We start from the raw sequence: 25,806 nt of genomic DNA, 5'->3' as shown, positions 1-25,806 counted from the left end.
GGTTGACACTCAGTTGACACTACAGCGCCGGACAGATGCCCGTCCGGCTAACAATCGAGCACGACGATGTGCCCGCCCTCGCGGCGCCAGCGGCCACCGTCCGGCCCCGGCGTTTGCGGCGCCTGCCTGAGCAAGCCTGGCGCCACGCTGCGTGCCACTTGCAGCAAGGCCGTCTCCACCCGCGCCCTGGGTGCGCGCGCGCCCGTGCCGCCGTCCTGCGCCAGCGCCGTATTGACGGCATCGATCAGGTGCACGACCTGGCGCGCCAGTTCGAATTCCTTGTCTTCCGGGCTCAATCCTTCCAGTTCCATGCCGAAGATGCCGGCGGCGCGCCGCTTGAGCGCCTGCGGCGAACCGCCATGCAGGGGCAGCAGGGGCGCCACCACCTTGCCCAGCAGCTGACGCAGCGGCCCTTCCAGCGGCGTGCCGCGCACTTGCTGGCCCGCCGCCGTGGCACCCAGCTGGCGCGCCAGGAAAGCGTCGAACTGCGCCGGCGCCTGCAATTCCAGCAACTGCGCCGCCAGTGCCAATTCATCTTCCTGCTGCAAAGGCAGCATGCCCGGCGCTTCAGGCAATTCCATTTCGGGGCGATAGGCGAGCAGACGGCTGGTCATGGCAGGCTCCGGCAACAAGGGAAGGCACGCGGCCCATGCCCTGTTATTGCAAGGGTCGTGCCAGCAAGGACAAGGGAAAAGCGGCGGGTAACGGCGAACGGTGTTTCGCCGATGGCGTAAAAACCATGGTTTCCGGCGAAGCTGTTTTCGCTCTGTCCATGAGCTTTCAAACAAGCTTAATTCGATGAAATTGATTACGTCGTCTATCCACCACAGTGGCCATGATCGGCAAAAAATATTTTTTATTTTCAAACAGTTAAGTTCGCGCTACCGCACCGAAACCATACCCAACACCACGCCAACGTCCGGTAAATGAAAATGTGGCCAACACGTAAATAGTTAATTGAAAACAGGATTCTGGTAGCTAAGGCCTACAATTAACGGGCTAGAATTTGATTGCCTGAGAGAAACTAAATGACTGACCCTACTTTGCGCCGTTTGCTGGGCATCACATTGTTCAGCCTGCTTTCCGCCTGCGGCGGTGGCGGTGGCGGTGACAGCAAGACCGGCTCCACCCAGAATCCTGACATCTCGGTCGTGCCGCCTGCGACAACCGCCCCCGGCGCCACGCCGGGCGATACCATGTCGCGCCCGCCGACCCTGACCACGCCCCCGGCCAGCCAGGCGGTCACCACCTTCAACAGACAGCAAGCGTCGCGCTTCCTGGGCCGCGCCACGTTCGGGCCCAACATGGCTGCCATCGATGCGCTGGTGGCCAGCGACAGCGACACCTGGTTCAATACTCAGTTTTCCAAGCCGCAAACCTTGCACCGCAAATACATCGACACGATGCTGGCCACAGAGGCCGCCGGCGGTGAAAAGACCCGCTATACGCAGTTCTACGAATCGTTCTGGCAGCAAGGCATCCGCGGCGAAGACCAGTTGCGCCAGCGCATGGCCTTCGCCCTGTCGGAAATTTTCGTCATTTCCATACAGAATGAAGAACTGGTGGCGCGGCCGCGCGGCATCGCCAGCTACTACGACATGCTGGGCCAGCGCGCCTTTGGCAATTTCCGCGACCTGCTCGAAGGCGTGGCCCTGCACCCGATGATGGGCCTGTACCTGTCGCACCTGCACAACCAGAAGGAAACGGCCACGCGCACGCCCGATGAAAACTTCGCCCGCGAAGTGATGCAGCTATTTACCATCGGCTTGCATCAGTTGAACGCGGACGGCAGCCTGAAACTGTCCGGTGGCAAGCCCATCGATACTTACAGCCACGACGACGTGGCGGGCCTGGCCAAGGTCTTGACGGGATGGGGCTGGGCCGGTCCCGACCGCAACTGGATGCGTTTCAATGGCGGCGTGATCGCTCCCGACCGCGACTGGCAGCCCATGCAGAACTACCCGGACTTCCACTCCACGTCGGAAAAACGCTTCCTGGGCCAGGCCATTTCCGGCGCCACCAGCGGCGAGGGGGACTTGAAACTGGCGCTCGACACCCTGTTCAACCATCCGAATACGGGACCGTTCTTTGCCCGCCAGCTGATCCAGCGCCTCGTCAGCAGCAATCCCAGCACCGCCTACGTGGGCCGCGTTGCCGCCGTGTTTGCCAACAATGGCAGTGGCGTGCGCGGAGACATGCAGGCCGTCATCCGCGCCGTGCTGCTTGACCCGGACGCGCTGGCCCCGGCCGGCAGCACCATGCGCACCGGCAAGTTGCGCGAGCCGCTGCTGCGCTTGGCGCACTGGATGCGCGCCTTCGACGCGAAACCCGCGAGCGGTCGCTACCGCATCTATTATGTGGACGATCCCCTAGCCGGCCTGGGCCAGAGTCCCTTGAACGCGCCTTCCGTCTTCAACTACTTCAGGCCCGGCTATATGCCGCCCAACTCGGCCCTGGCCAGCGCGGGCCTGCTGGCGCCGGAATTGCAGATCACATCGGAACCATCGGTCACCGGCTACCTGAACTACATGCAGGCCACCATTGCCAATGGCGGCGGCGACTACCGCGATATCGCGCCGGACTACACACGCGAACTGGCGCTGGCCGCCGACGCGGGCGCCCTGCTCGATCGCATCGACCTGCTCCTGATGCATGGCAGCATGCCCGCCAGACTGCGCGGGCAAATCCTGACCGCCGTCAATGGCATCAGCATCCCTGCGGCCACGGCCAGCAATGCCACGCAAGTTGCCACGGCCCAGGCCAACCGCGTCAAGCTGGCCATTTTCCTGACCATGGCCTCGCCGGCCTACCTGGTACAAAAGTAAGAGCGATCACATGCAAAATTTTCCATTTTCCCGCCGCCGCTTCCTCGGTTCCATGCTGAGCCTGGCCGGTACCACGGCCGCTCCCTTCGCCATGAACCTGGCCGCCATGGGTAACGCCGCCGCGCAATCGGCCGACGATTACAAGGCCATGGTCTGCCTGTTCATGGCAGGCGGCAACGACGCCTTCAACACGGTGCTGGCCACCGATCCCACGTCATGGGCTCAATACACGCGCCTGCGCAACACGGGCGGCGCAGGTTCCATCCATCTGCCCGGCTTGAGCGAGACGGGCGGCGTCTTGTCCATCGTGCCCGCCACGGCGCAAACGGGCCGCACCTTCGCCCTGCATCCCCAGCTGAAGCCCCTGAAAGACCTGTTCGACAATGGCCGCGCCGCCATCGTGGCCAATGTGGGTACCCTGATCCAGCCGGCCACCCTGGCGCAGTACAGGGCGGGCAGCGTGGCCTTGCCGCCCAAGCTGTTCTCGCACAACGACCAGCAATCGACGTGGCAATCGGGTTCGCCGGAAGGCGCCAGCACGGGCTGGGGCGGCCGGGTGGCCGACGTGGCCGGCGCGCTTAATACGAATGCCATGTTCACGGCCATTTCCGCAGCAGGCAACACCGTCTTCCTCAGCGGGCGCCAGGTGCGCCAGTTCCAGGTGGGCCAGGCAGGTGCCGTGCCCATCCGCGGCCTGAGCGGCAGCCTGTATGGCAGCACGGGCGGCGCGGGCGCGCTGCAAGCCATCATCAACGAGGCGGGCAGCGACCTGATCGAACAGGAACACGTGGCAGTCGTGCAGCGCGCCATTTCCAGCCAAAGCATCCTCAGCGGCGCCATGCTGGCGGCCGGCGCGGGCGGCGTGCCCAATCCGCCGCCCTATGTCAATCCGAACACGGGCGCGTCCGGCGTCAACCAGCTGGCCGTGCAATTGCAGACGGTGGCGCGCATCATCGGCGGACGCGGCGCCCTGGGGGCGAAACGGCAAGTGTTTTATGTGACCTTGGGCAGCTTCGACACGCATGACCGGCAAAAAGTGCTGCATGGCGACCTGATGGCCCGGCTGGCCCATGCGCTCGCGTACTTCGACACGGCCCTGGCGGCCCTGCAAGGCGTGGATCTGCGACGCCAGGTGACGACGTTTACAGCGTCGGACTTCGGCCGCACCTTCAGCAGCAACGGCGATGGCACGGACCACGGCTGGGGCGCCCACCACTTTGTCGTGGGCGGCGCCGTGAAGGGCCGCGACATCTACGGCGCCTTCCCCGTCACGGGCGTCGGCCATGCGCTGGACGTCGGTTCCGGCGCCCTGCTGCCGACCACGTCCGTCGACCAGTACGGCGCCACTCTGGCCAAGTGGTTTGGCGTGGCCGACAGCCAGCTTGCCGAGGTGTTCCCGAACATCGGCAACTTCAGCCGGCGCGACCTGGGTTTCATGACGATGACTTAACCGTTCACGGCGATCACCAGGGTGGCGACATAGCCATCGGTGGCATTGCCCGTCACCGTGGCCATCTGCAGGCTGGTGCCGTCGCTGAAAACATTGTCGGTCGCATAGCTGATCTGCGCCAGGTTGCGCACGCTGGCCGTGTAGCCGCTGGCCGCGTAGGCCTCGCTCAGCGTTGCCAGCGGAAACGTGAATTGCGAGGTCTTGATGCGGTTCGAGGCAGAGGCCGCCTTGGCCAGGCTGGGATAGACCTCAACATGCACGTGCGGCATGCGTCCCGCGTAACAGCCGGGAAAGATGGTCGTAAAGCTGAGGCTGCCGGCGCTGTCCGTTTCCTGCACGCCGCGCAGGTAATTTTGCGCCGTCACACCGCTCGAATACAGCGAATACAAGCCATCGCGGTCGCAATGCCATACATACACGGCGTAGCCAGCCAGGCTGGCGCAGCTGCCGCTGGCGTTGAGCAGCTGCAACTGGATGGTGAGCGGCACGCCCGCCGCCACACCCGCAGCGCCATTGAAACTGGCGCGGATATCGCTGCGCACGACCCCCGACTGCTTCAGCACGTTGATGATGCTGCCGCCATTCGTGTTCGTGCCATCGGCCGGGTACGGCCCGCCCGTTTCCTCCGGCATCACCGTGCAGGCGCCCGTGGTCGATATTGCGACGGTGCCGGCACCGCTGCCTGCCGCCGTATCGCTGGCGTCCGAGGCGCCGCCGCAACTGATCAAAGGCAAGGTGGCGGCGCCGGCCAGCAGCCAGCGCAGCACTTGCCGCCGTTCAGCGGCCTGTCGGCGCATCATTTCGAGGTCGGATACCAGACCGTGATCATGTAATGCCATATATATTCCATCAAGTGGGGCAAGCCCGCCAAGGCGGGACTGAGGCTGGCACACAGGTACAAAACCTGCGTGGCCCGTCGCGAGAGCGCCTGGATGCGCATGCTGACTCTCCCTGGGCTCGCGCCGGCCGCTTACTCGGGGCGCTCAAGGTGGCGCGGGCTCTGGCGGCCGTCGTGCAGCTGCTGCGCCTGCTGGCGCTGTTCCGGCGTCAGCACGGCCAGCAATTGCTGCTCGAGGCGCGCCTGCAGCAAGCTGATCTTCGCCATGGCTTGCGCCGCCGTGTTCGCCAGCGCGCCGGCTTTCGCATCGTCGTAGGCGCTGGATGCGGCCAGCTCGCGCAGCTGCGCATGGGCCTTGAAGGCGATCTTTTCCTGTTCTCGCAGCAAGGGCGCCTGGGCATAGGTGGCGGCGAAAATCTTGTCCTGCTGCGCTTCGTTCAACTCGATGCCGTGCAAAAACGGCGGCAAGCCGGGCGGCGGCCCTGGCTGGGCCAGCGCCAGCAAGGGCATGCTGCAGGCGGACAGCAGCAACAGGGATAGAATGATGCTCAGGTATTTCATCGGGATTTCCTTTCGTGACGGTCAGCCCTGATTGTCGGCGTCTGGCGTGTAAAGCAACGTCAGGGCCGCGTAAAAGCGTGTAAAGGAAAGGCCGGAAATGTAAGCGAACGTGTGTAAAAGCGGGTAAAACCGCGCTGAACAGCGCCTGTTGACTGCTATCATCGGACGATATTCACCCGAAAAAAGCACAGGCATGAGCAAGGTTTTGTTAATCGATGACGACGTGGAACTGGTCGGCATGTTCCAGGAATACCTGACGCAGGAAGGTTTCGACGCCCGCACCGTGCATGACGGCGAAAGCGGTGCAGCCGAAGCGCTGACGGGCCTGTACGCGATCGCCATCCTCGATGTCATGATGCCGCGCATGAGTGGACTGGAAACCCTGCGCCGCATCCGCGCCGGCAGCAACCTGCCCATCTTGATGCTGACGGCGCGCGGCGACGACACGGACCGCATCGTGGGCCTGGAGCTGGGCGCCGACGATTACGTGACAAAACCATGCACGCCGCGCGAGCTGACGGCCCGCATCCGCGCCATCCTGCGCCGCGCGCAAGCGGCGCCGCACGACGCGTCGGGCCTGGCGCCGCTGACCGTGGGGCAACTGACGATGTGGCCCGAACAGCGCCGCGTTTCCTGGGCCGGCGCGCATCTGGAGCTGACGAGCACGGAATTCAACTTGCTGGAAGTGCTGGTGCGCCATGCGGGCAAACCCGTGAGCAAGAATCAATTGTCGGAACTGGGCCTGGGACGGCCGATGGCCCGCTTCGACCGCAATATCGACGTGCACTTGAGCAGCCTGCGCCGCAAGCTCGGCAGCCTGGCCGACGGCCGCTCCTGCCTGCAAACCGTATACCGCCTCGGCTACCAGCTGATCAAGGAGTAAGCGTGGGCCGTTTGTTCTGGAAGTTTTTTCTGTGCATCATGCTGGCGCAAGTGACGGCCACCATCGGCATCGGCGGCACTTTTTGGCTGAAAAACCGGGCTGCGCAGCAGGAACGGGCCCTCGACATCGACACCAGTCCGCCCGCGCAAATGATCATCGAGGCCGCCAGCGCCACCCTGGAAGCGGGCGGCAGCCAGGCCTTGCGGCAATTCCTGGGCAAGCTAGAGCGCATGCGCGTGTTCGCCGTCGATGCCAAAGGACAAGAATTGATGGGCCGCGCCGTGCACCCCGCCATGCTGGCCAAGGCGCGCGCCATGCTGGAGCAAAGCCAGGTCCATCCCGTCGTGCGCGACGCGGCCGGCAGCGACGGCAAGCGCTACCTGCTGTTCCTGCCCTCGTCCGAGCGCTTTCGCAATGCCGAGGCGGGCGCCGCGCGCGACACGCTGAACGCCGTCGCCATGCGCGGCCCGCGCGCCATGGGACCCGCTCCACGGCCCCACGAAGCGGGCGCCCCTCCGCCACGTGGCGAATTCGGCCGCGGCCCGCCGCCGCGCATGGACACGCCCTACCGCAACTTCATTCCCCTGGGCGCCGCCATCGCCGCCAGCCTGCTGTTCGCCTTTCTGCTGGCCTGGTATTTTGCACGCCCCATCCGCGACCTGCGTCAGGCATTCGAGGCCGCCTCGCACGGCAACCTGGCGCCGCGCTTTCAGGCCAGCGGCAAGCGCGGCGATGAATTGACGGACCTGGGCCGCGATTTCGACCGCATGACGGGCCGCTTGCGCAACCTCATGGATAGCCAGACGCGCTTGCTGCATGACGTCTCGCACGAGCTGCGCTCGCCGCTGGCGCGCTTGCAGGCCGCCATCGGCCTGGCGCACCAGCAGCCGGAAAAGATGGCCGCCTCGATGCAGCGCATCGAACGCGAAAGCGAACGCATGGATAAGCTGATCGGCGAACTGCTGACCCTGTCGCGGCTGGAGGCGGGAGCCGGGCAAGCGCACAGCGAAGACGTCGGCATCGCCGACCTCGTGCACGACATCGTGGACGACGCCCGCTATGAAGCCAGGGCGCGCCAGCTGGGCATCGCCCTGGCGGGCGACGCGGCTACTGCCGACGCCAGCATCACGGGCCAGCCGGAACTGCTGGCGCGCGCCGTGGAAAACGTGGTGCGCAATGCCATCAAGCACAGCCCCGATGGCGGCACGGTGAACGTGGAGCTGTCGCGCCAGACGGACTGGCTGCGCATCGCCGTGCTGGACCGGGGCCCCGGCGTCGCCAGCGCCGACCTGGCCCGCATTTTTGAACCATTCTTTCGCGCCAGCAATACCCAACACAGCACGGATGGCCACGGCCTGGGCCTGGCCATCGCCCAGCACGTCATCAGCGCCCATGGCGGCCGCATCGGAGCCAGCTTGCGCAGTGGTGGCGGCTTGTGCGTGGAAATGCTGCTGCCCGTCAAAACGCCAGGCTGAGCTATCGGCGAGCCTGGCGTCTTATTTGTGGATGTGTTGTTACGCCTGCGTATCGATGATGCTGCCCAGGGTCGACGCGCTTGACCTGGCCGGGCTGGCCGCCGTCTCGGCGCTGCTGGCCGCCTGAGAGTCTTGTTGCGCCGCCTGTTGCGCGGCCGCCGCTTGCAACTGAGCAATCTGCGCCTGCAAGGCCTGGATTTGCTGCGCCAGCTGCTGCTGCAGCTTTTGCGACGCGTCCGTCTGCTCGCCCTTCTGCGATTCCGTCAACTGCTTTTGCGCCGCCGTGATCTGCTTTTGCAGCGCCGCGATCTGCGAACCGCTGCCCGTACTGGCGCTACTGGCCGCGCCGACTGAACCAATTGCCGCTACCATACTGTCTCCTCAGTGTTTCAATACCAAGTTTAACGGCAGGCATGGAGCGCGGATCTAGGGCGGTGGATGTAAAGGCAGGTAAAGACAAGTGGGGACAGCCAAGAACGGGACGGCTGGCGCCCCGCCTGCACCGCAATCAGGTCTTCGGCAATGTCACGCCAACCTGGCCCTGGTATTTGCCGCCGCGGTCCTTGTACGACGTTTCGCACACTTCATCGGACTCGAAGAACAGCACTTGCGCCACGCCTTCGTTGGCGTAGATTTTCGCCGGCAACGGGGTCGTGTTGGAAAACTCCAGGGTCACATAGCCTTCCCATTCCGGTTCGAACGGGGTGACGTTGACGATGATGCCGCAGCGCGCATAGGTGCTCTTGCCCAGGCAAATCGTCAGCACGTTGCGGGGAATGCGGAAGTATTCCACGGTACGGGCCAGCGCGAACGAGTTCGGCGGGATGATGCAATAGCCCTTGCCCGACACGTCGACGAAGTTATTCGCGTCAAAATCCTTGGGATCGACGATGGTCGTGTTGATGTTGGTAAACAACTTGAACTCGTCGGCGCAGCGGATGTCATAGCCATAGCTGGACGTGCCGTAGGACACGATGCGGTTGCCGTCGCGTTCCTTGACCTGGCCTGGTTCGAACGGCTCGATCATGCCCGTTGTTTCCGCCATGCGGCGTATCCATTTATCGCTTTTAATCGTCATCGCAGCAGTATCTTTCTAGAATATCGGAATGGCTGGGACCGCACGCCTGGTGCAGGCGCGGCCCGGATGGCAGGATTTTACGCGAAAATCCGCCGCTGTTGGCCCCCATCGCCTGAAAATCCTCGGCGATATTCTATTGTTTCGCCAGCAATGCCGTGATCATTTCGCGCACCACTTGCGCCGTCAGCTCGGGGTTTTCCATGGGAAACAGATGGCCGCCCGGCACCTGGCGGAAAAACTTGCCGACCAGCTTGCGCGTGGCCTTCAAGCCCGCCTGGCGGCATTCCACCGATTCCGTGCCGCCGATAAAGCCGATGGGGACTGGAAAGCCGTCCTTGACGAGGCCGCCAATATGGTGCGGCAGGCTGCGGTAGACGTCCGTTTCCACTTCACGCGTAAAGCGCAGCTGCACCCCTTCCGGATGTGGCACCAGGCCGCTGTCGATGTAGTCGCGCAACACGTTTGGCGCCCAGATGGCGAACATATCCTTGGCGGCAAAATGTTCATACGCGGCTTGCGCGTCGGGCCACAGCTTGCGCCGCCTGGCGGAAAAACGCGATGGAGAGAAGCGCTCGCCCAGCGCCGTGTTGCGCGCCAGCCGCACCAGCAAGGCGCGCCAGCCCGCCACCACGGGCGAATCGAGCAAGACCACGCAGCGCACGAGGTCGGGCCGCTGCTTGGCCACCATCACGCTGAGCATGCCACCGAGAGAATGGCCGACGAGGATCACGGGCGCGCTGTAGCGGCGCTCGAGCTCGTCGATATACTCGCGCACCAGCTCGGGCCAGCCCGTGCTGACCGGGTATGCGGGGTCGTGCGCATGCATGTCGAGCGCCTGCACGGTGTAGTGCTGGCCCAGCAAGCCGAACAGCTTGCGATAGGTGCCGGCAGGATAACTGTTGGCGTGGGCAAAGTGCAGTTGCGGGTGGGTCATCGTGGGGCGGTGCCGGTGAATGCGATAGGCAATTGTAATGGCATGCCGGCAAGACGGATCAGAGGAAGACCTCTAATTGCGGGCGCACTGGCGCCATGCCGGGCACGAACGAGGCCAGCACTTCGCCCAGCTCGGCATTTGAATCCACCACGCAAAAAGCCCCATCAAATGCATGCTCGCGGTTCATGTGATTGCGCACAATGATGCACTCGAGCCCAGCCGCATTGGCGGCGCGCAGGCCGCGCGGCGAGTCTTCCACGGCCACGCAGTCGGCGGCAGCCAGGCCCAGGCGCTGCAAGCCCAGCTGGTAGCCGTCGGGCGCCGGCTTGCTCTCGCCATACATTTCACGCGTCAGCACGAAGTCGAAGTGCTGCAACAAGCCTGTGGCCGCATGGCTGATCCGGAAATGCTGTTCGTAGGCGCTGGTAACCACGCCCATGGCCACGTGCGGACGCAGCGCCGCCAGTATTTGCCCGATGCCGGGCATGGCCAGCCGGCGCGCCTGGCGCAAGCGTTCGGCAAACAGCACCGTGCGCTCGGCCCGCAGGCGCTCGACCAGTTCGATCTCGTGGCCCAGCCCCAGCAGCACATGCCAGGCGCCGTAGTTATTGTCCAGAAACCAGTCAAAGAATTGCTTCGGCGTCAGGTCTATGCCGTAGGGCAAGAGCAAGTCGCGGTTGCTTTCGTAAAACAGCTGTTCGGTATCGACCAGCACGCCATCGTTGTCCCACAGCACGCCCTGGATGGTTTTCATGGCTTGTTGTCGTTCAAAAACTTACTTGAAGAAGATGTCGTAGGACAACTTGACGATCAGCAGCACCAGCAGCACGAGGAAGAGGATGCGCACGAAGGCAGCGCCACGGCGCACGGCGATCCAGGTGCCCGTCAGCGCGCCCAGGATATTGCATACGGCCATCGGTGCGGCCACGGCATACACCACGTGGCCGGCGGGAATGAAGAAGGCCAGCGCGGCCACGTTGGTGGCGATATTCACCAGTTTCGAGCAGGCCGATGCAAGGATGAAATCGAAACCGAAGACGCGGATGAACAGGAAAATCAAAAAGCTGCCCGTGCCCGGCCCGAACAGGCCGTCATAAAAACCGATGGCGCCGCCGATGACGATGGCGAGGATGCGTTCGCGCGGACCGATGGGACGCGCTTCGCGGGTCGTGCCGAAATCCTTCTTGATGAAGGTGTAGATGGCCATGATGATGATCAGCACCAGCACCATGGGGCGCACCACCTGTTGCGGCACGTAGGACACGGCGGCCGCGCCGATGAAGGACATGACGAAGGCGCTGGCCACGGCCGGCAGCACCAGCAGCCAGGGGATATGTACCTTGCCGACAAACGAGCGGGCGGCAAACGTGGTGCCGCAGGCGGACGCCAGTTTATTCGTGCCCAGCAAGGACGTCGAGGCCATGTTCGGCATCAGGTTGAACAGGGCCGGCAGCTGTATCAACCCGCCTCCGCCCACGGCGGCATCGATGAGGCCGGCAAAGAAGGCAAATAAACACAGCAGCGAGATGGTCAGCATGATAGGCAATATGGAATGATCGACAGCGGCAGTATAGGCGCCGTGGATTTTTTCCGATGCAACTTCAAATTGCGGAAAACGCAATCAGGCGTAACGCTTGACGGAATGCGCCCCATGCGGTCTACTGGCCTCTTTTGCCGGGAGTCACGATGTCGATGAAACTGATGTGGGAGATCCGCGCCTTCTGCACCGTGGTCGAAAAGCGCAGCTTCATCCACGCGGCGCGCATGCTGGGGCGCTCGCCATCGGCCGTCACGCGCGCCATCCAGTTCCTCGAAGACGCGATCGGCGCCGAGCTGATCCTGCGCACGCAAAAGCAGTTCACCCTGACGACGGCTGGCGAAACGTATTACGCATCGGCCAAGCACTTGCTGGAAACGCAGGCCGAAGCGGAAGACCAACTGGCCGAGCTGAGCAACTCGCCGCAAGGCTGGGTGCGCCTCTCGGCGCCGGAGATCCTGTCCTTGGGCTTCTTGCCGAAAGTGGTGGCGCAATTTTCGCGCGACTATCCGAACGTGTCCGTGGACATCCACTTCTCGGACAAATCGATCGATCCCATCCAGGAAAAGCTCGACTTTGCCATCCGCGGCGCCTTCCCCCAGTCGAGCGAGCTGATCGGCTACCCACTGTGGAATTACCGCCGCTACATGTACGCCTCGCCCGACTATATAGAACGCATGGGCGCACCCGAGGAACCGGAGGAGCTGGCCGGCCACGATATCATCATGCACTCGGCCCCCCGCATCCTGCGCGACTGGCATTTCGTCTCCGGCGAACGCAACGTGCGCTACCAGGTGCAGCCGCGTTTCCGCTTCACGTCCGGCATCGCCACTTTCCAGGCCGCCCTGGAAGGCGCCGGCATCGTGCGCCTTGCCAGCTGGCTGGCGGAACCCGCCGTGGCCGCCGGCACCCTGCGCCGGGTTTGCACGGCGTACCGGCTGACCTCGTCGAAGGAGCTCGATCCCAGCATCCATGCGGTCTACGGTACCTCGCGCATGGCCAAGGGGGCGCGACTGTTTCTCGAATATGTGCGGCAGCGGGGGCTGGAGATACCGGACGAGCGGCACAGCTGACACTGCGCCGATGAATGGCGGCTATGGCTGTATACGAACAAAAACAGGCTTGTCCAGGACCCACGCCACATCATAGATAGGCGCCTCGCCGCGAAACGATATCGCGATGAGCTCCAGCAGCGCTTCCGTTCCATGCGCGATAAAGGTTTCCACATAGCCTTCAGAACCGACATCGTGGTAAGCCACCTCCTTCGCTTTCGCTGGCGGCGCCGGCCCGACAACGGCGGATCCCTGAAAGCGAAAAATCAGCGCACAGCCTTTTCTTTCCGCCTGTTGCGCCGCGCCTCGCAACTCCTGCGACAGCGTCACATAGTCATAAACGCCTTGCAGCAGGCAGTGTTGCACGATTGCCTCGGCAGTTGGCAGGTCCGTCACATGAAACAAATACGGGTGCCGCAGGCGAACGGCATCAGCTTGCCCTCCCTGCAAATCAAACTGACGGGACCTTGCCTGCTTACTTTGCAAACGGATCCGCTACTCGAAGCTGATCTCCGGCAGGGACGCCTTTTTCTTCCAACTGAACCAGCCCATCTCCACCCTTTCAGCATATTCCAGGCAGCACCGGGGCTGCCAACCCATGACAGATTTATACCATTAATGCAGCGGCGTCCGCTAGCGTCCATGCCAGTAGCGCGGCCGGCTGGCCCGATACTGCGTCACATCGATATTGCTCCCGAATTCCAGCACCACCGCCCCCGTCACATCGGTGCGCAGCCGGGTAATGCCCATGTCGCCATAGCGCGCGTACACTTGCGCCTTCGGATGTTTGTAGCGATTCCTGTGTCCCACCTGGAAAATCGCAAGGGCCGGATGGACGGCATTCAGGAAAGCCTGCGTGGATGACGTGCCGCTGCCGTGATGCGGCGCCAGCAGCACGTCGGCCGCCAGTTCGCCCTCCGCAGAACGGGCCAGCAATTGCGCCTCCTGTGCCGCTTCGATATCGCCGGCCAACAGGATCGAGTGCTTGCCAGCCGTGATTTTCACGGTGCAGCTGCGGGCGTTCGGCTTCAGTGCAATGTCCGTGTGGCTGGCGGGCAATGGGTGCAGCATGGCGAAGTGCACGCCTTCCCACGTCCAGCTCTGGCCCGCCGTGCAGTGCAGATAAGGCTGGTGCGATTCCCGCTGGAACTCGACGGCCGGATGGCCATCGAACAGCGACGAGGCCAGCCAGCCCACCTGCACGTTCTCCAGCAGGGACATGGCGCCGCCCGCGTGATCGAGGTCGCTGTGGGAAATGATCACGCCGTCCAGCTTGGCGATGCCGCGCGCCCGCAAGTAAGGCACGATGACCCTGCTGGCGCCATCGGAATCGAGGCTGTAGGCGGGTCCCGTGTCGTACAGCAGACGGTGGCCATGGGTTTCCACCAGCACTGCCATGCCCTGCCCCACGTCGAAGGCCGTCACCCACAATTGGCCCGGCGGCGGGCTCGATGGCAAGGCCGTCAGCAGCGGCAGCCAGCCCAGCATGCCGGCCCAGCGGTGCGGCCATCCGCGAGGCGCCAGCAGCCAGGCCGTCCCAAACAAGGCCCAGCAAAAACTCCACATTGGCGGCGCGGGCGCCGTCCACACGGCAAAACGGCGCGCACCCAGCCATTCCAGCATCTGCGCCAACATCTGCACGATGGCATGCGCCAGCAGCAACAGCCCATCGGACAGGGGCGCAGGCAGCAGGCTGCCCGTCAGCGACAAAGGCGTGACGACCAGGCTGATGACGGGAATGGCCAGTGCATTGGCCACGGGAGAAACCAGCGACACTTGCGAGAACAGCAGCATCGTCAACGGCACCAGCCCCACCGTCACCACATACTGCGTGTGCGCGCCCAGCGCCACGGCCGCGCGCAGGCGACGCCAGCGTCCCGCCTGCAACGGCATCGGCGCCGTGGTGCGGCCCGCCGTCGCGTACAGCATGGTGGCGACGGCGCCGAACGACAGCCAGAAGCCGGGCCACAGCACGGCCCACGGGTCGAGCAGCACGACGGCGCCCAGCGCCAGGCACAGCACGTGAACGATGCTGGTGACACGCCCCAGCCACAGGGCCAGCGCCACCACCAGCAACATATACAAGGTGCGCTGCGCGGGCACGCCGAAGCCGGCCAGCAACACGTACAGGAACGCGGCCAACGCGCCGGCCAGCGCCGCCACTTTTTGCACCGGCAGCCGCAAGGGCAGCTGCCAGTCGGTAAAGAATGAGCGGCGCCACAATGCGCCCGCGCCCAGGGCGAACAGTCCCGCGATCATGGTGATGTGCAAGCCGGAAATCGAAATCAGATGGCTGACGCCCGTGCGGTTGAACACTTGCCAGTCAGACTGGGGAATGGCACGCTGATCGCCCACCACCAGCGCCACGATCACGCCCGCATACTGCTTGCCTTCCAGGCTGCGGGCGATGCGTGCGCGCAGCGCCGCGCGGCTGGCCTCCACCACGTTGCCGAAGCCGGGCACGAAGGCAGCCAGGCGCACGTTCGGCGTGTCCGCGCGCGGCTGCGGCCGTACATAACCGGTGGCGCGCACCCCCTGCTCCAGCAGCCACGCCTCGTAATCGAAACCCATGGGATTCGCATTGCCGTGCGGACGCTGCAGCCGCACCGTGAGGCGCCAGCGTTCGCCCGGCTGCACGTCGCCCACGGCGTTCGTCACGGCATCGCGAAAACCCGCGTACCACGACAGGGCGATCAAGGGCGGCACCTTCGCCCCAGCAGCCTTTTCCACGGCAAAGTTGAAGCGCACGCCCTGCTCGAAGCGGTAGGGCAGGCTGGCGATGGTTCCCGTCACGGTGATGTCCTGGCCTTCATCTTTCAATGCCAGCTCGGATGAGAGGGCCGCGTGCGCCAGGAACGCGGCCCAAAGGTAGCCAAACACCAGCCCGAACAGGCATCGCATCGCAAGGCGCAAGCCTGTATGCCAGCCGCGCGTGACATAACCGAGCATCATGAACAAAAGGCTGGCCAGTAGCAGCGCCGCACCGGCATGCGCCGGCAGTGCCGCCTGCATCTGCAGCCAGAAAGCGCCAGCGGAAAAGCCGAGTAGGAAGGTGCGCATGACAGGCCGAAGCGGCGCGACTCAAGCTCACCAATATAAACGGCGCTACATGAATGCGCGCGAACATGCGGGCGACAGGTTTGATACGGCGCAGGGAAAAGCGGAATAGCTCAATCAATACCACGCTTCTCTCATCGCTGCCATGGCACGCTATCTGCGCGGCAAATCGACCGGCGGCTGGTAGAAAGACATAAGCCAGCACGCAAGGTTCACCATAGCGCCATCGTCAAACCGTTTTTTCTTGTTAATCAATGAAAATATTGAAGAAGTGCAGATTCCGTATTCAACGGCTCACATGCGCCATCAACATAAAGAACCGTCAATCCTAAGGAATTGCAACCTGATCATTGCCCTCGCTGACTTCCAGTTGTATTTTTCTTTAACCCTGCAGGCGCCTGAACAAGCGGCATTGCGCATGCACGGCAAGTCAGCGTCATATGCCGATCACATCACCTGAAGCACCACTAATTTCTTGGGATGATTCACCGTGGATACAACATCGGCTAGCATGCCAGGCAATTCATTCAGGATAGAAAAGGCGATGGAAAAATCTTCCGGGGCTTGTGCCTCCATGTCGCTGGAATCGCGCCAAACGATCACGATGCCATTCTCGTCCAATCCATCCAGACCCGACCATACGGAATCGTCAAGCGCATCCCAGCTTGCATTACTTTGTAATGGCGGATCGAGAGGAAGCGTATCGCGTACGCCATCAAAGAAAGCATCCCTGGACGACATTTTCCCGGCAAGGTGAAAAACACGCATGCCCTGCGCTTGCGCATCGAGAATGACCTTCTCGGCAGTTGCCGCATCGACAGCGAAAAAACCTTGGCGACTCAACATTATTACTTTCCCAGCCTCCCTATCGCAAGCGACGCCAGCCAGGCTGAAGCACCGCAATCCATTTCTCAACGTTTCCATGCTAGCATGCCTGTCCACGCCCTGGGGCGTCCGCCCTTCCCATATCGAACGCTACATGAACGCGATTTCAACCGCCGAGATGTATCTGCAGGACTTCCATCAACGCCAGGTCGGTGTGACGCCCGCCGCGTTTGCGCACCTGCCGGCACATGCGGCATCAGCTACCTACGCCTCGTCCTACGAAGTGTTGACGAGCCTGGTACCGGCCGTGGACACGCCCTTGACCTTACTCGACCTGGCCTGCGGCGACGGTCATCTGCTGGGTTTGCTGGCAGCCAGGCGGCAGCCCCGGCTGCAACTGCTCGGCGTCGACATGAGCCAGAGTGAACTGGCCGCCGCGCGCGCCGCCCTGCCCCCGTCCGTGCGGCTGCTGCATGGCCGCGGCCAGGCGCTGGACCTGCCATCGGCCAGCGTCGATTATCTCGTGTCGCACATGGCGCTGATGCTGATGGACGACATCGAACAAGTCGTGCGCGAAATGCACCGCGTGCTGCGTTCCGATGGCCGGTTTGCCGCCATCGTCGGCAGGACTTTCCTGCTGGGAGAAGTCAACGACGTTTTCATGCGCGTGTTCAAGCCAATCGCCAGCACCGAGCTGCCGCCGCTGCGCTTTGGCGACCGGCGCACGGGCTCCGAAGCGGGCTGGCGCGAGCTGCTCGATGGCAGTTTCGCAGATGTTGAATTCGACGACATCAACGTACCATGGACGCCCACGCCGGGCGAACTGTGGACGGCCCTGCTGGACACTTATGATATCGACCGCCTGGACGACGGCGCCAGACAGCGCCTGCGCAGCGCGTTCCTGGACGCCGTGGCGCCGCTGCAAGGCGGCGATGGCAAGGTCGCCACAGGATGGGGATTGCGCCTGGTGCGGGCCCGGGCCTCCTGAACATGCAGCTACCGGGGCCGGCCACCACCGGCCACCGCCATCGACGGTATAATCGGCCTCGCTTACTTCAACACCCAGGCACGACATGACTTCCTCCGCACTTCCTCCCGACATCGCCACCGACATTTCCGACAGCAGCGAAGACAATAACGACGCCACCCTGGTCGCGGAACTGGGGGAACTGGCCGAGCATATCCGCCTCGTCAAGATGGAAGGCCGCGTCTTCGTGCGCTTTTCCGGCGTGGTCAAGGCCGGCCATCTGGTGGTGCCGTATGCGCTGGTGCCTAGCCAGGGCGTGCTGGCGCGGCCGGCCAAGTGGCGCAAGATGGACCGCGAAGCCAAGCTTGCCCTCGTGCGCGAACGGGCCAGCGCGGCCGTCTTCGAGGAACTGCGCCAGCACGTGATGGATTTCGTGGCCGATATCGCGGGCTTGAGCGAGGATGTAGACACGGACCCCATGGTCTTCCTGCACTCCCTGGCCGACATGCAGACGTCCGAGCCGGCCGGCATGGTGTTCGACCGCATCCGCCAGCGCTTCAATCACGCCATCGAGCGCCAGCAGGAAGAACAGCACGCGGCGCGCACGCGCCAGAGCATCAACCTGGCCGAATATCCGGCCTCGTTCGAGATGGCCCGCCGCCTGCCGCGCCGCTTCATCGCCCTGCTGGGCCCCACCAATTCCGGCAAGACGCACCGCGCCATGGAAGCGCTGGTCAAGGCGAAAAGCGGCATCTACCTGGCTCCATTGCGCCTGCTGGCCCTGGAAAACTACGAACGCCTGCAGGAAGCCGCACCGCACGGCAAACCGCTGGCCGTGAGCCTGATCACTGGCGAGGAACGCAGGGTCGTCGACGGTGCAACGCACGTGGCCAGCACGGTGGAAATGCTGGACACGAAAACCGTCGTCGAGGTGGCTGTCATCGACGAAATCCAGATGCTGGCCGACCCGGACCGGGGCGCCGCGTGGACGGCGGCCGTCTGCGGCGCGCCTGCCCACACCGTGTACCTGGTGGGGGCGCCGGAAGCGCGGCGCGCCATCGAGGCACTGGCGGAGCGCCTCGACTGCCCGCTCGAGGTACATGTACTCAAGCGCATGGCGCCCCTGTCGATGGAAGCGAACGCCGTGCGCAAGGTGCGCAACCTGCGCCGCGGCGACGCCGTCATCGCCTTCTCGCGCCGCGAAGTGCTGATGTGGCGCGACATGATCACGGAAACGGGGCTGTCGGTGGCGACTGTCTATGGCAACCTGTCGCCCGAAGTGCGGCGCGCACAGGCGCAGCGCTTCCGCGACGGCACGGCCGATATCGTCGTCGGCACGGATGCGCTGGCGATGGGCCTGAACATGCCGATCGCGCGCATCGTCATGACCACCTGCGTCAAATACAATGGCCGCGAAGAGGAAGAGATTTCGGCCGCGCTGGCGCGCCAGATCGCCGGGCGCGCGGGCCGCTACGGCGTGCATGAAGAGGGACTCGTGGCCGGTTACGACAACGAAACGCATGAAGTCATGCGCGCCCTGCTGAAGGAAAAGCTGCATCCGCTGAACACGAGCGGCTTTGCCGTGGCCCCCTCGCTCGAACATCTGCACCGCATTTCGTCGGTGACGGGCGAACTGTCGCTGTCAAAACTGCTGCGCCGCTTCATCCACAATATCGACGTGCCGGATGGCTTCTTCTTCCCCCGCATCACGGAAGACCAGAAGGAACGCGCCGTCTGGCTCGACACACTGCCCCTGTCCGTGGCCGACAAATTCACCCTGTCGCTGGTGCCGATATCGAGCAAGGTGCCATCCTTGCAAACGGCGTGGGAACACTGGGCGAAGAATCTGTCGCAGGGAAAAGTCAGCACCTTGCGCCAGCATGCGTATGGCGGCGGCACGCAGAATCTGCAGCAGGTGGAGGACACTTGCCGCTACTATTCCGCGTATGCGTGGCTCAGCTACCGCCTGCCCGAATTCTTCCCCGATATCGACGTGGCGCAAAACCTGTCGCGCGATGCGTCGGAGCGGGTCGATTCCATCCTGCGCGCGCACAATGCGGCGTCACGGGGACGCTCGAAGAAATTCAGGTAAACGTCAACGGAGTGGCCAGAACCAGACCTCGCCACAATCCCAGTAGCATTCGGTGCCGCACACCTTCACGCCGATGGAGGGCAACAGGATGTCGATATGCCCGCCGGCGCCGCCCAGGTAGCCGGGAATGCGGAAGAAGGCGACGAGGCCCTGGCGCTGGCCGATGCCTTCGATGGCCGCATCGGCAGCGAATTTTTCGGGCGCGCCAAACATCGACGGGCTGGCCAGCATGTGCGCCAGCTTGGCCTGCCCCGGTTCGATCAGCGCGCCCTTGAATGGGCCCCTGCGGATGGCCATGCGGCCCTTGACCTTCACGCCGGCCTTGATCAGCGCCAGGCTGACGCGGATGGCGCAGGTGTTGGCAAAGCTGTCCTTGCCGATCAAGTCTTCCCAGCCGATTTCGCGGAACAGGGCCGCCTGGTCGACGGCCGCCACGCTCGAGTAATTTTCACGCAGATTGATGAATGCAGGTTTCACGCCAGCCTCCCGTCGCCCCTGGTCGACAGGGAACATCAGGCCGATTGTAGGACGATGCGGCAGCCCCGCACTGAGCGGGGTCAAGCGTAGGCCCGGTAGGTCGGGTTAGGCCAAAGGCCGTAACCCGACAACATCTGTAACGCCAACAATGATGTCGGATTACGCGCGGCGTTGCCCCGCTAATCCGACCTACACGTGCGAGACCGGTGAAAGTTATGGTTTGCCCGGCACCGCATAATGCAATTTCAGCACCAGCCCATTATGATCGTCAGCCATATAGATATCGCCATCCTGTCCCAGCTTCACGTCGACGGGCGCGCCCCTGCCCTGCTTGCCCTTGCGCTCCCAGTTGCCGATCAAGTCGACAGACTTGCCCAGCGGCGCGCCCGCCTTGTCGGGCAGCAGGGCCACCAGGCGGTGGCCGTTGCTGCGGTAGCCGTGGTAGCCGATGATCAGGCTATTCTTGTACAGCGCCGGGAAGCGGCTGGCCGTGTAAAACGTCATGCCCAGCGGCGCGGCATGGCCGGGCAGCAGGCGCTCGGGTGCCGCGTATTGGGCGTCGCAAGCCGTCTTCGGATATTCGGGACTGGCGACGTTGTCGTCATAGCAGTACGGCCAGCCGTAGTGCCGGTCGGGCTTGATCAAATTCAGTTCCTCGTGCGGCAGGTTCTCGTCGCTTTTCAGTTGCGGCATGGCGGCCTGGATGGCGTCGCGCGAGTTTTCGGCCTGCCACAGCTCGCCCGTCGCAGGGTGAAAAGCCAGCGCCATCGAGTTGCGCAAGCCGCGCGCATGCGTGCGCCAGCTCGTCACCGTGCCAGCCGGCCAGGCCATCGTGTATTCGCGGATGGCACCCAGCGCTTCCAGGCCTTCCGCCGAAGGGCATGCCTTGGCCGGATCGGGCGCCTTGCCGTCGTTCTCGCAATGGTCTGTGCTCGAGCCCACGTTCACATACAGGTCGCCCTTGGGGCTGAAGCGCATATTCGTCAGCAGGTGCAAACCGAGGCCCGGCAGGCGCGGCGTCTTGGCCGTACCGCCGATCACGTCGGTGAGCTTGCGGGTGGTGTCGCGCAAGTCGAAGCGGAAGATGCGCCCTACTTCTCCCACGTAGACCATGCCGTCCGGGCCCTGCACGATGCCGTTCGGGCGATCGAGCTTGTCGAGCAGCAGCTTGCGCTCATAGCCGGCGCCGGCCGCCTTGTGCTGCAACAGCCACAATTTACCCTGCTTCGGCGCCCATCCCGTCATGTCCGTGACGAGGATGTCGCCATTCGTCAGCGGCAGCACGCCGCGGGGGAACTTCAGGCCGTCGGCCAGCACGGCCACGCAAAAGCCGGCCGGTGTGGCGACGTCGAGACGGGGCATGCCGTCGCACTGGGCGCTGGTCGCAGCCATCGCGGGAGCGAACGCACCGGACAGGCAGGCTGCCAGGGCGCCCGCGAGCATTTTCTTGTTCATGGTCTCATTCCATCAAAGGTAATCGGGGCATCACGGCGCGCGCGTTGGCGCTGGTGGCAACGGCCACGTCGGCCAATGCCAGGCCGCGCAGTTCGGCCAGCACGGCGCCGATGCGCGGCAATTCTTCGGGGCTGTTGCGGCCCGGGTGTACCCAGCTGGGGGAAATATCGGGCGCGTCCGTCTCCAGCACGATGGACGCCAAAGGCAAGTCCGTGGCCATGCGGCGTATCTGCAGCGCCCGGGTAAAGGTCATGGCGCCGCCAAATCCCAGCTTGAAACCGAGGTCGATATAGCCTTGCGCCTGCTGGAAGCTGCCGTTGAACGCATGCGCGATGCCGCCGTTCGGGCGGATCTGGCGCGCGTGCTTGAGAACGATATCCTGCGAGCGGCGCACGTGGGTGAGCACGGGCAGGTCGAAGTCGCGGGCGATTCTCAACTGCTCGCGCAAAAAATGCTCCTGCTTGGCGCGCATGGCCGGTTCGCACAGCATGGGAATGAAGAAATCGAGGCCGATCTCGCCGATGGCGACGAAGCGCGGGTCGGCCATGGCCTGCGCCACGGCTTCGCGCAGCGCGATCAAATCGTCATCGGTGGCCTGCGGCACGTAGATCGGATGGATGCCCAGCGCATAGCAGGCGTTGGGCGCCGCTGCCGCCAGGTCGCGCACGATGGCGAAATTGGCCCGTTCGACGGCGGGAATGACGATCATGCCCACGCCCTGCTGCTGCGCGCGCGCCGCCACCTGCAGCGATTCGCTGCCGAATTCATGCGCGTCGAGGTGGCAGTGCGTGTCGATCCACAGCATGGCGGTTCCTTAATATTGGTACGGTTGCAGCCCTTCGTCCGTCAGGCGCAGCACGCGGTCGCAGCGCTTGGCCAGTTCGATATCGTGCGTGACGATGACGAAGGCCGTGCCCAGGGTGCGCGACAGTTCCAGCATCAGGTCGAAAATTTGTTCGGCCGTGGCGTGATCGAGATTGCCCGTCGGTTCATCGGCCAGCACGCAGGCCGGCTGCGTGACGAGGGCGCGGGCCAGGGCAACACGCTGGCGCTCGCCGCCCGACAACTCGCCGGGCGTGTGCGTGACCCGCTTGGCCAGGTTCACGCGCGTGAGGATCTGCTGCGCCAGCTCGGTGGCGGGCGCGCGCTTCATGCGCCTTATCATCAGGGGCATGGCGACGTTGTCGAGTGCGGAAAACTCGGGCAGCAGGTGGTGGAACTGGTAGACGAAGCCCAGCGAGGCGTTGCGCAAATCGCCGCGCGCCTTTTCGCTGAGGGTGGCGAAATCCTTGCCCAGCAAGGTCACGCTGCCGCTGGTCGGGGTATCGAGGCCACCCAGCAGATGCAGCAGGGTCGATTTGCCGGAGCCGGAGGCGCCGACGATGGCGACCCGCTCGCCGCGGTGGATGTCGATGTCGATGCCGGCCAGCACCTGCACCTTGTAGCTGCCCTGCGTGAAAGTCTTGCCCAGGCCGCGGCAGGAAAGGACGGCAGCGCCGCCATTGGAAGCAGGTTTGTTCAGATCGGTCATGGTCGTAGTCAGTGGTTTATTCATAGCGCAGGGCTTCCGCAGGTTTCACGCGGGCAGCCCACCAGCTTGGGTACAGGGTCGCCAGAAAGGCGAGGATCACGGCCAGCACGCCGATCTTGGTGACGTCGGGCCAGCGCAGGTCGGACGGCACGGTGCTGATGAAATAGATGTCCTTGGAGAGGAACTGCACGCCCAGCAAATGCTCGATGAACGGCACGATGACGTCGATGTTCATGGCCACCAGCACGCCGCCGCCCACGCCCAGGATCGTGCCCAGGATGCCCACCAGCGCGCCCTGGATCATGAAGATCTTCATGATGGAACGGGGCGACGCGCCCAGGGTGCGCAAAATCGCGATATCGGCCTGCTTGTCCGTCACCGTCATCACCAGGGTCGAGACGAGGTTGAAGGCGGCCACCGCGATGATCAGGGTCAGGATGATGAACATCATGCGCTTTTCCGTCTGCACGGCGGCAAACCAGTTGGCGTTCAGCTTCGACCAGTCGCGCAGCCACAGGTCGCCCGGCATGGTTTTTTTCAGCTCCACCGCCACTTGCGGCGCCTGGTTCATGTCGGCCAGGCGCAGGCGCAGGCCCGACGGGCCGTCAAGGCGCAGCAAACGCTGGCCGTCCTCGATATTGATGAAGGCCAGGCCCGCGTCGAATTCATTGTGGCCCGCCTGGAAGATGCCGCTGACGGTAAAGCTGCGCATGCGCGGCAGCACGCCGGCCGGCGTGACCTGGCCCTGGGCCAGCATCAACGTCACTTTTTCACCGAGGTTGACGCGCAGGGCGCGCGCCAGCTCGATGCCCAGCACGATATTGAAGGTGCCCGGCTGCAGGGCCTTGAAGCTGCCCATGCGCGTCTGGCCGGCCACGTCGGAAACATTCGGTTCTTCCTCGGGCAGCACGCCGCGCACGATGGCGGGACGCAGCGCATCGTCGCGCAGCAACATGCCCTGCGTTTCCACGAACGGCGCGGCGCCTTTCACGGCCGGATTCTTGAACGCTTGCGCCGCTTCCGCGCGCCAGTCCGGCATGCTGCCGCTGTTGTCGAACACTTCCACGTGGGCCAGCACGGACAGCATGCGGTCCGTCACTTCCTTCTGGAAGCCGTTCATCACGGACAGCACGACGATCAGCGCCGCCACGCCCAGGCCGATGCCGGCCATGGAAATGAGCGAAATAAAAGAGATAAAACTGTTGCGGCCACTGCGCTTGCCGGCCCGCGTGTAGCGCAGGCCGACCAGCCATTCGAAGGGAAGATTTTTTAACATGCTCATTGATTCGTTATTTCTAAGGGGTCAGACCCGATGGGCCTGACCCCGGCAGTTTGTTGATCAGTCAATTACTCATGCAGCAGAAAAAGGCTGGGGTCCGTCCCTGCGGGATCGGGATATCGCCCATTGGGCGCTATCCCCCCGCCGGGTCTGACCCCGGCAGTTTGTTGATCAGCCAATTACTCATAGCGCAGCGCCTCTGCCGGCTTGACTCTGGCGGCGCGCCAGCTCGGGTAGATCGTCGCCACCAGCGCCAGGCCAAAGGCGATCAGGCCAATCTGCGCCACGTCCAGCCAATGCACGTCGGACGGCACGGCGCTGATCTGGTAGATTTCCTTCGAGATGAAGTGCAGGCCGAAGATGCCTTCGATGAAGGGTACGATGACACCCACGTTCAGCGCCAGCACGACGCCGCCGATCACACCCAGCGCACTCCCCAGCAAGCCGACCAGCGCGCCCTGGATCATGAAAATCTTCATGATGGAGAATGGCGAGGCGCCCAGGGTGCGCAGGATCGCAATGTCGGCCTGCTTGTCGGTCACCGACATCACCAGGGTCGAGACGAGGTTGAACGCGGCCACGGCGATGATCATGCTGAGGATGATGAACATCATGTTCTTCTGGCTTTGCACCAGCGCATACCAGCTGGCGCTGGCGCGCGACCAGTCGCGCATCCACAGTTGGCCCGGCATTGACGCCTTGAGTTCGCGCGCCACCTGCGGCGCCTTGTTCATGTCATGCAGGCGCAAACGCAGGCCGGACGGGCCATCGAGCTGCAGCATCTGCTCCGCATCCTGCATGTTGACGAAGGCCAGGCTGCCATCGAGTTCATTGTGGCCCGCCTCGAAGATGCCGGCAACCTTGAGCGCGCGCATGCGCGGCATGACGATGCCATTGGCCGGATCGCCCGCCCTCGGCTCGCGTTCCAGCATCAGGGTGACGTTCTGCCCCACTTTCACGTCGAGCGCCTTGGCCAGGTCGATGCCCAGCACGATGTGGTACGAGCCTGGCGTCAGATCGTTGAAACTGCCCTGCTTCATCTGGCTCGCCACGCTGGAGACGGTGGCTTCCTGCTGCGGCAGCACGCCGCGCACAACGGACGGGCGCATGGTTTCGTCGTTGAGCAGCATGCCCTGGGTTTCCACGAACGGCGACACGGCTTTCACTTGCGGGTTGGCGTAGGCGGCGCGCTCCTGCGCCTGCCAGTTCGGCATGAAGCCGCTGGTATCGAATACCTCGACGTGGGCCAGCACCGACATGAGCCGGTCCGTGACTTCCTTCTGGAAGCCGTTCATGACGGACAGCACGACGATCAGGGCGGCCACGCCCAGGCCGATGCCGGCCACGGAAATGAGGGAGATGAAGGAAATGAAGCTGTTGCGGCCACTGCGTTTCCCGGCGCGCGTATAGCGCACGCCGACCTGCCACTCGAAGGGAAATTGTTTGATGATGCTCATGCGCTCCCGCGACAACGATGATATGCGAGCGCG

At 63.8% G+C, this 25,806-nt stretch carries 25 protein-coding genes; 8 read left to right on the top strand and 17 right to left on the bottom strand.

The annotated features are described in order from the left end of the window. Positions 1 to 47 precede the first annotated feature (47 nt). Complete coding sequence (locus tag ACQ4WO_RS10425; RefSeq protein ID WP_436481330.1) at positions 48 to 614, bottom strand: hypothetical protein; 567 nt, start codon at positions 612 to 614, stop codon at positions 48 to 50. Positions 615 to 1,028: 414 nt separating this feature from the next. On the opposite strand from ACQ4WO_RS10425, the gene ACQ4WO_RS10420 reads away from it, so the two are divergent. Together ACQ4WO_RS10420 and ACQ4WO_RS10415 are read left to right on the top strand one after the other, a co-directional pair. Further along, on the top strand, positions 1,029 to 2,825 hold the full coding sequence (locus ACQ4WO_RS10420; RefSeq protein ID WP_436481329.1) for a DUF1800 domain-containing protein: 1,797 nt from the start codon (positions 1,029 to 1,031) through the stop codon (positions 2,823 to 2,825). A 10-nt stretch (positions 2,826 to 2,835) separates the two neighbouring features. Further along, positions 2,836 to 4,275, top strand: a complete 1,440-nt coding sequence (locus ACQ4WO_RS10415) for a DUF1501 domain-containing protein (RefSeq protein WP_436481328.1) — start codon at positions 2,836 to 2,838, stop codon at positions 4,273 to 4,275. Here ACQ4WO_RS10415 and ACQ4WO_RS10410 read toward each other — a convergent pair. After that, positions 4,272 to 5,114, bottom strand: coding sequence for a dioxygenase family protein (locus ACQ4WO_RS10410; protein ID WP_436481327.1), 843 nt, complete (start codon positions 5,112 to 5,114; stop codon positions 4,272 to 4,274). The two genes, ACQ4WO_RS10415 and ACQ4WO_RS10410, sit on opposite strands and share 4 nt — an antisense overlap. A 131-nt stretch (positions 5,115 to 5,245) precedes the next feature. After that, entirely contained in the window at positions 5,246 to 5,674 is a 429-nt protein-coding gene (locus ACQ4WO_RS10405; RefSeq protein WP_436481326.1) for a Spy/CpxP family protein refolding chaperone, read from the bottom strand. Between the two features lie 193 nt (positions 5,675 to 5,867). On the opposite strand from ACQ4WO_RS10405, the gene ACQ4WO_RS10400 reads away from it, so the two are divergent. Then, complete coding sequence (locus ACQ4WO_RS10400) at positions 5,868 to 6,557, top strand: response regulator transcription factor (protein WP_436481325.1); 690 nt, start codon at positions 5,868 to 5,870, stop codon at positions 6,555 to 6,557. Positions 6,558 to 6,559: 2 nt separating this feature from the next. Further along, on the top strand, positions 6,560 to 8,032 hold the full coding sequence (locus ACQ4WO_RS10395) for a sensor histidine kinase (protein ID WP_436481324.1): 1,473 nt from the start codon (positions 6,560 to 6,562) through the stop codon (positions 8,030 to 8,032). Between the two features lie 39 nt (positions 8,033 to 8,071). Here ACQ4WO_RS10395 and ACQ4WO_RS10390 read toward each other — a convergent pair whose 3' ends face one another. The 5 genes from ACQ4WO_RS10390 to ACQ4WO_RS10370 form a co-directional block, all read right to left on the bottom strand. Then, positions 8,072 to 8,404, bottom strand: coding sequence for a FlxA-like family protein (locus ACQ4WO_RS10390; protein ID WP_436481323.1), 333 nt, complete (start codon positions 8,402 to 8,404; stop codon positions 8,072 to 8,074). A gap of 136 nt (positions 8,405 to 8,540) precedes the next feature. Beyond that, entirely contained in the window at positions 8,541 to 9,110 is a 570-nt protein-coding gene (gene dcd / locus ACQ4WO_RS10385) for a dCTP deaminase (protein ID WP_034755486.1), read from the bottom strand. A gap of 133 nt (positions 9,111 to 9,243) precedes the next feature. Further along, on the bottom strand, positions 9,244 to 10,044 hold the full coding sequence (locus tag ACQ4WO_RS10380; RefSeq protein WP_436481322.1) for an alpha/beta fold hydrolase: 801 nt from the start codon (positions 10,042 to 10,044) through the stop codon (positions 9,244 to 9,246). A gap of 58 nt (positions 10,045 to 10,102) precedes the next feature. Beyond that, positions 10,103 to 10,798, bottom strand: a complete 696-nt coding sequence (locus ACQ4WO_RS10375; protein WP_436481321.1) for an HAD family hydrolase — start codon at positions 10,796 to 10,798, stop codon at positions 10,103 to 10,105. 21 nt (positions 10,799 to 10,819) lie between these two features. Next, on the bottom strand, positions 10,820 to 11,581 hold the full coding sequence (locus tag ACQ4WO_RS10370) for a sulfite exporter TauE/SafE family protein (protein WP_034756294.1): 762 nt from the start codon (positions 11,579 to 11,581) through the stop codon (positions 10,820 to 10,822). A 149-nt stretch (positions 11,582 to 11,730) separates the two neighbouring features. Here ACQ4WO_RS10370 and ACQ4WO_RS10365 point away from each other — a divergent pair, with 149 nt between their 5' ends. After that, positions 11,731 to 12,654 (top strand): LysR family transcriptional regulator, encoded by a 924-nt coding sequence (locus ACQ4WO_RS10365; protein WP_436481320.1) that lies wholly within the window; start codon positions 11,731 to 11,733, stop codon positions 12,652 to 12,654. Positions 12,655 to 12,675: 21 nt separating this feature from the next. Here the strand turns inward: ACQ4WO_RS10365 and ACQ4WO_RS10360 are convergent, their stop codons facing one another. Together ACQ4WO_RS10360 and ACQ4WO_RS10355 are read right to left on the bottom strand one after the other, a co-directional pair. Continuing rightward, on the bottom strand, positions 12,676 to 13,119 hold the full coding sequence (locus ACQ4WO_RS10360) for a hypothetical protein (protein WP_436481319.1): 444 nt from the start codon (positions 13,117 to 13,119) through the stop codon (positions 12,676 to 12,678). Between the two features lie 147 nt (positions 13,120 to 13,266). Then, positions 13,267 to 15,693, bottom strand: a complete 2,427-nt coding sequence (locus ACQ4WO_RS10355; RefSeq protein ID WP_436481318.1) for a DNA internalization-related competence protein ComEC/Rec2 — start codon at positions 15,691 to 15,693, stop codon at positions 13,267 to 13,269. Positions 15,694 to 15,934: 241 nt separating this feature from the next. On the opposite strand from ACQ4WO_RS10355, the gene ACQ4WO_RS10350 reads away from it, so the two are divergent. Beyond that, positions 15,935 to 16,150 (top strand): hypothetical protein, encoded by a 216-nt coding sequence (locus ACQ4WO_RS10350; protein WP_436481317.1) that lies wholly within the window; start codon positions 15,935 to 15,937, stop codon positions 16,148 to 16,150. Here the strand turns inward: ACQ4WO_RS10350 and ACQ4WO_RS10345 are convergent. Continuing rightward, complete coding sequence (locus ACQ4WO_RS10345) at positions 16,138 to 16,536, bottom strand: barstar family protein (RefSeq protein ID WP_436481316.1); 399 nt, start codon at positions 16,534 to 16,536, stop codon at positions 16,138 to 16,140. The two genes, ACQ4WO_RS10350 and ACQ4WO_RS10345, sit on opposite strands and share 13 nt — an antisense overlap. Positions 16,537 to 16,669: 133 nt before the next feature. Between ACQ4WO_RS10345 and ACQ4WO_RS10340 the strand changes: the two genes are divergently transcribed. Both ACQ4WO_RS10340 and ACQ4WO_RS10335 read left to right on the top strand, forming a co-directional pair. After that, a complete protein-coding gene (locus ACQ4WO_RS10340; RefSeq protein ID WP_436481315.1) occupies positions 16,670 to 17,503 on the top strand; it encodes a class I SAM-dependent methyltransferase in 834 nt (277 codons plus the stop codon). 85 nt (positions 17,504 to 17,588) lie between these two features. Then, positions 17,589 to 19,574 carry a helicase-related protein gene (locus ACQ4WO_RS10335; protein ID WP_436481314.1) on the top strand — a complete coding sequence of 662 codons (1,986 nt, stop codon included), beginning with the start codon at positions 17,589 to 17,591 and terminating at the stop codon, positions 19,572 to 19,574. 3 nt (positions 19,575 to 19,577) lie between these two features. Here the strand turns inward: ACQ4WO_RS10335 and ACQ4WO_RS10330 are convergent, their stop codons facing one another. The 6 genes from ACQ4WO_RS10330 to ACQ4WO_RS10305 all read right to left on the bottom strand — a co-directional run bounded on the left by ACQ4WO_RS10330 (position 19,578) and on the right by ACQ4WO_RS10305 (position 25,773). Then, a complete protein-coding gene (locus tag ACQ4WO_RS10330) occupies positions 19,578 to 20,051 on the bottom strand; it encodes a T6SS effector amidase Tae4 family protein (RefSeq protein ID WP_436481313.1) in 474 nt (157 codons plus the stop codon). A gap of 213 nt (positions 20,052 to 20,264) precedes the next feature. Beyond that, the gene (locus tag ACQ4WO_RS10325; RefSeq protein WP_436481312.1) at positions 20,265 to 21,506 is read right to left on the bottom strand and encodes a PQQ-dependent sugar dehydrogenase; all 1,242 of its coding nucleotides are present in this window, start codon (positions 21,504 to 21,506) and stop codon (positions 20,265 to 20,267) included. A gap of 4 nt (positions 21,507 to 21,510) precedes the next feature. Then, positions 21,511 to 22,308: a TatD family hydrolase gene (locus ACQ4WO_RS10320; RefSeq protein ID WP_436481686.1), complete on the bottom strand. Its 798-nt coding sequence runs from the start codon at positions 22,306 to 22,308 to the stop codon at positions 21,511 to 21,513. 12 nt (positions 22,309 to 22,320) lie between these two features. Next, positions 22,321 to 23,037: a lipoprotein-releasing ABC transporter ATP-binding protein LolD gene (lolD, locus tag ACQ4WO_RS10315; RefSeq protein ID WP_139089536.1), complete on the bottom strand. Its 717-nt coding sequence runs from the start codon at positions 23,035 to 23,037 to the stop codon at positions 22,321 to 22,323. Positions 23,038 to 23,053: 16 nt separating this feature from the next. After that, positions 23,054 to 24,319, bottom strand: coding sequence for a lipoprotein-releasing ABC transporter permease subunit (locus ACQ4WO_RS10310; RefSeq protein ID WP_436481311.1), 1,266 nt, complete (start codon positions 24,317 to 24,319; stop codon positions 23,054 to 23,056). Positions 24,320 to 24,495: 176 nt separating this feature from the next. After that, positions 24,496 to 25,773: a lipoprotein-releasing ABC transporter permease subunit gene (locus ACQ4WO_RS10305; RefSeq protein WP_436481310.1), complete on the bottom strand. Its 1,278-nt coding sequence runs from the start codon at positions 25,771 to 25,773 to the stop codon at positions 24,496 to 24,498. Positions 25,774 to 25,806: the final 33 nt, after the last annotated feature.

Origin of the sequence: Janthinobacterium aestuarii, from assembly GCF_051380835.1 — a bacterium.
GTDB classification, from domain to species: domain Bacteria; phylum Pseudomonadota; class Gammaproteobacteria; order Burkholderiales; family Burkholderiaceae_D; genus Janthinobacterium; species Janthinobacterium aestuarii.
The sequence above is the reverse complement of the archived record's forward strand: the minus strand, read 5'-3'. Positions and strand labels throughout refer to the sequence as shown.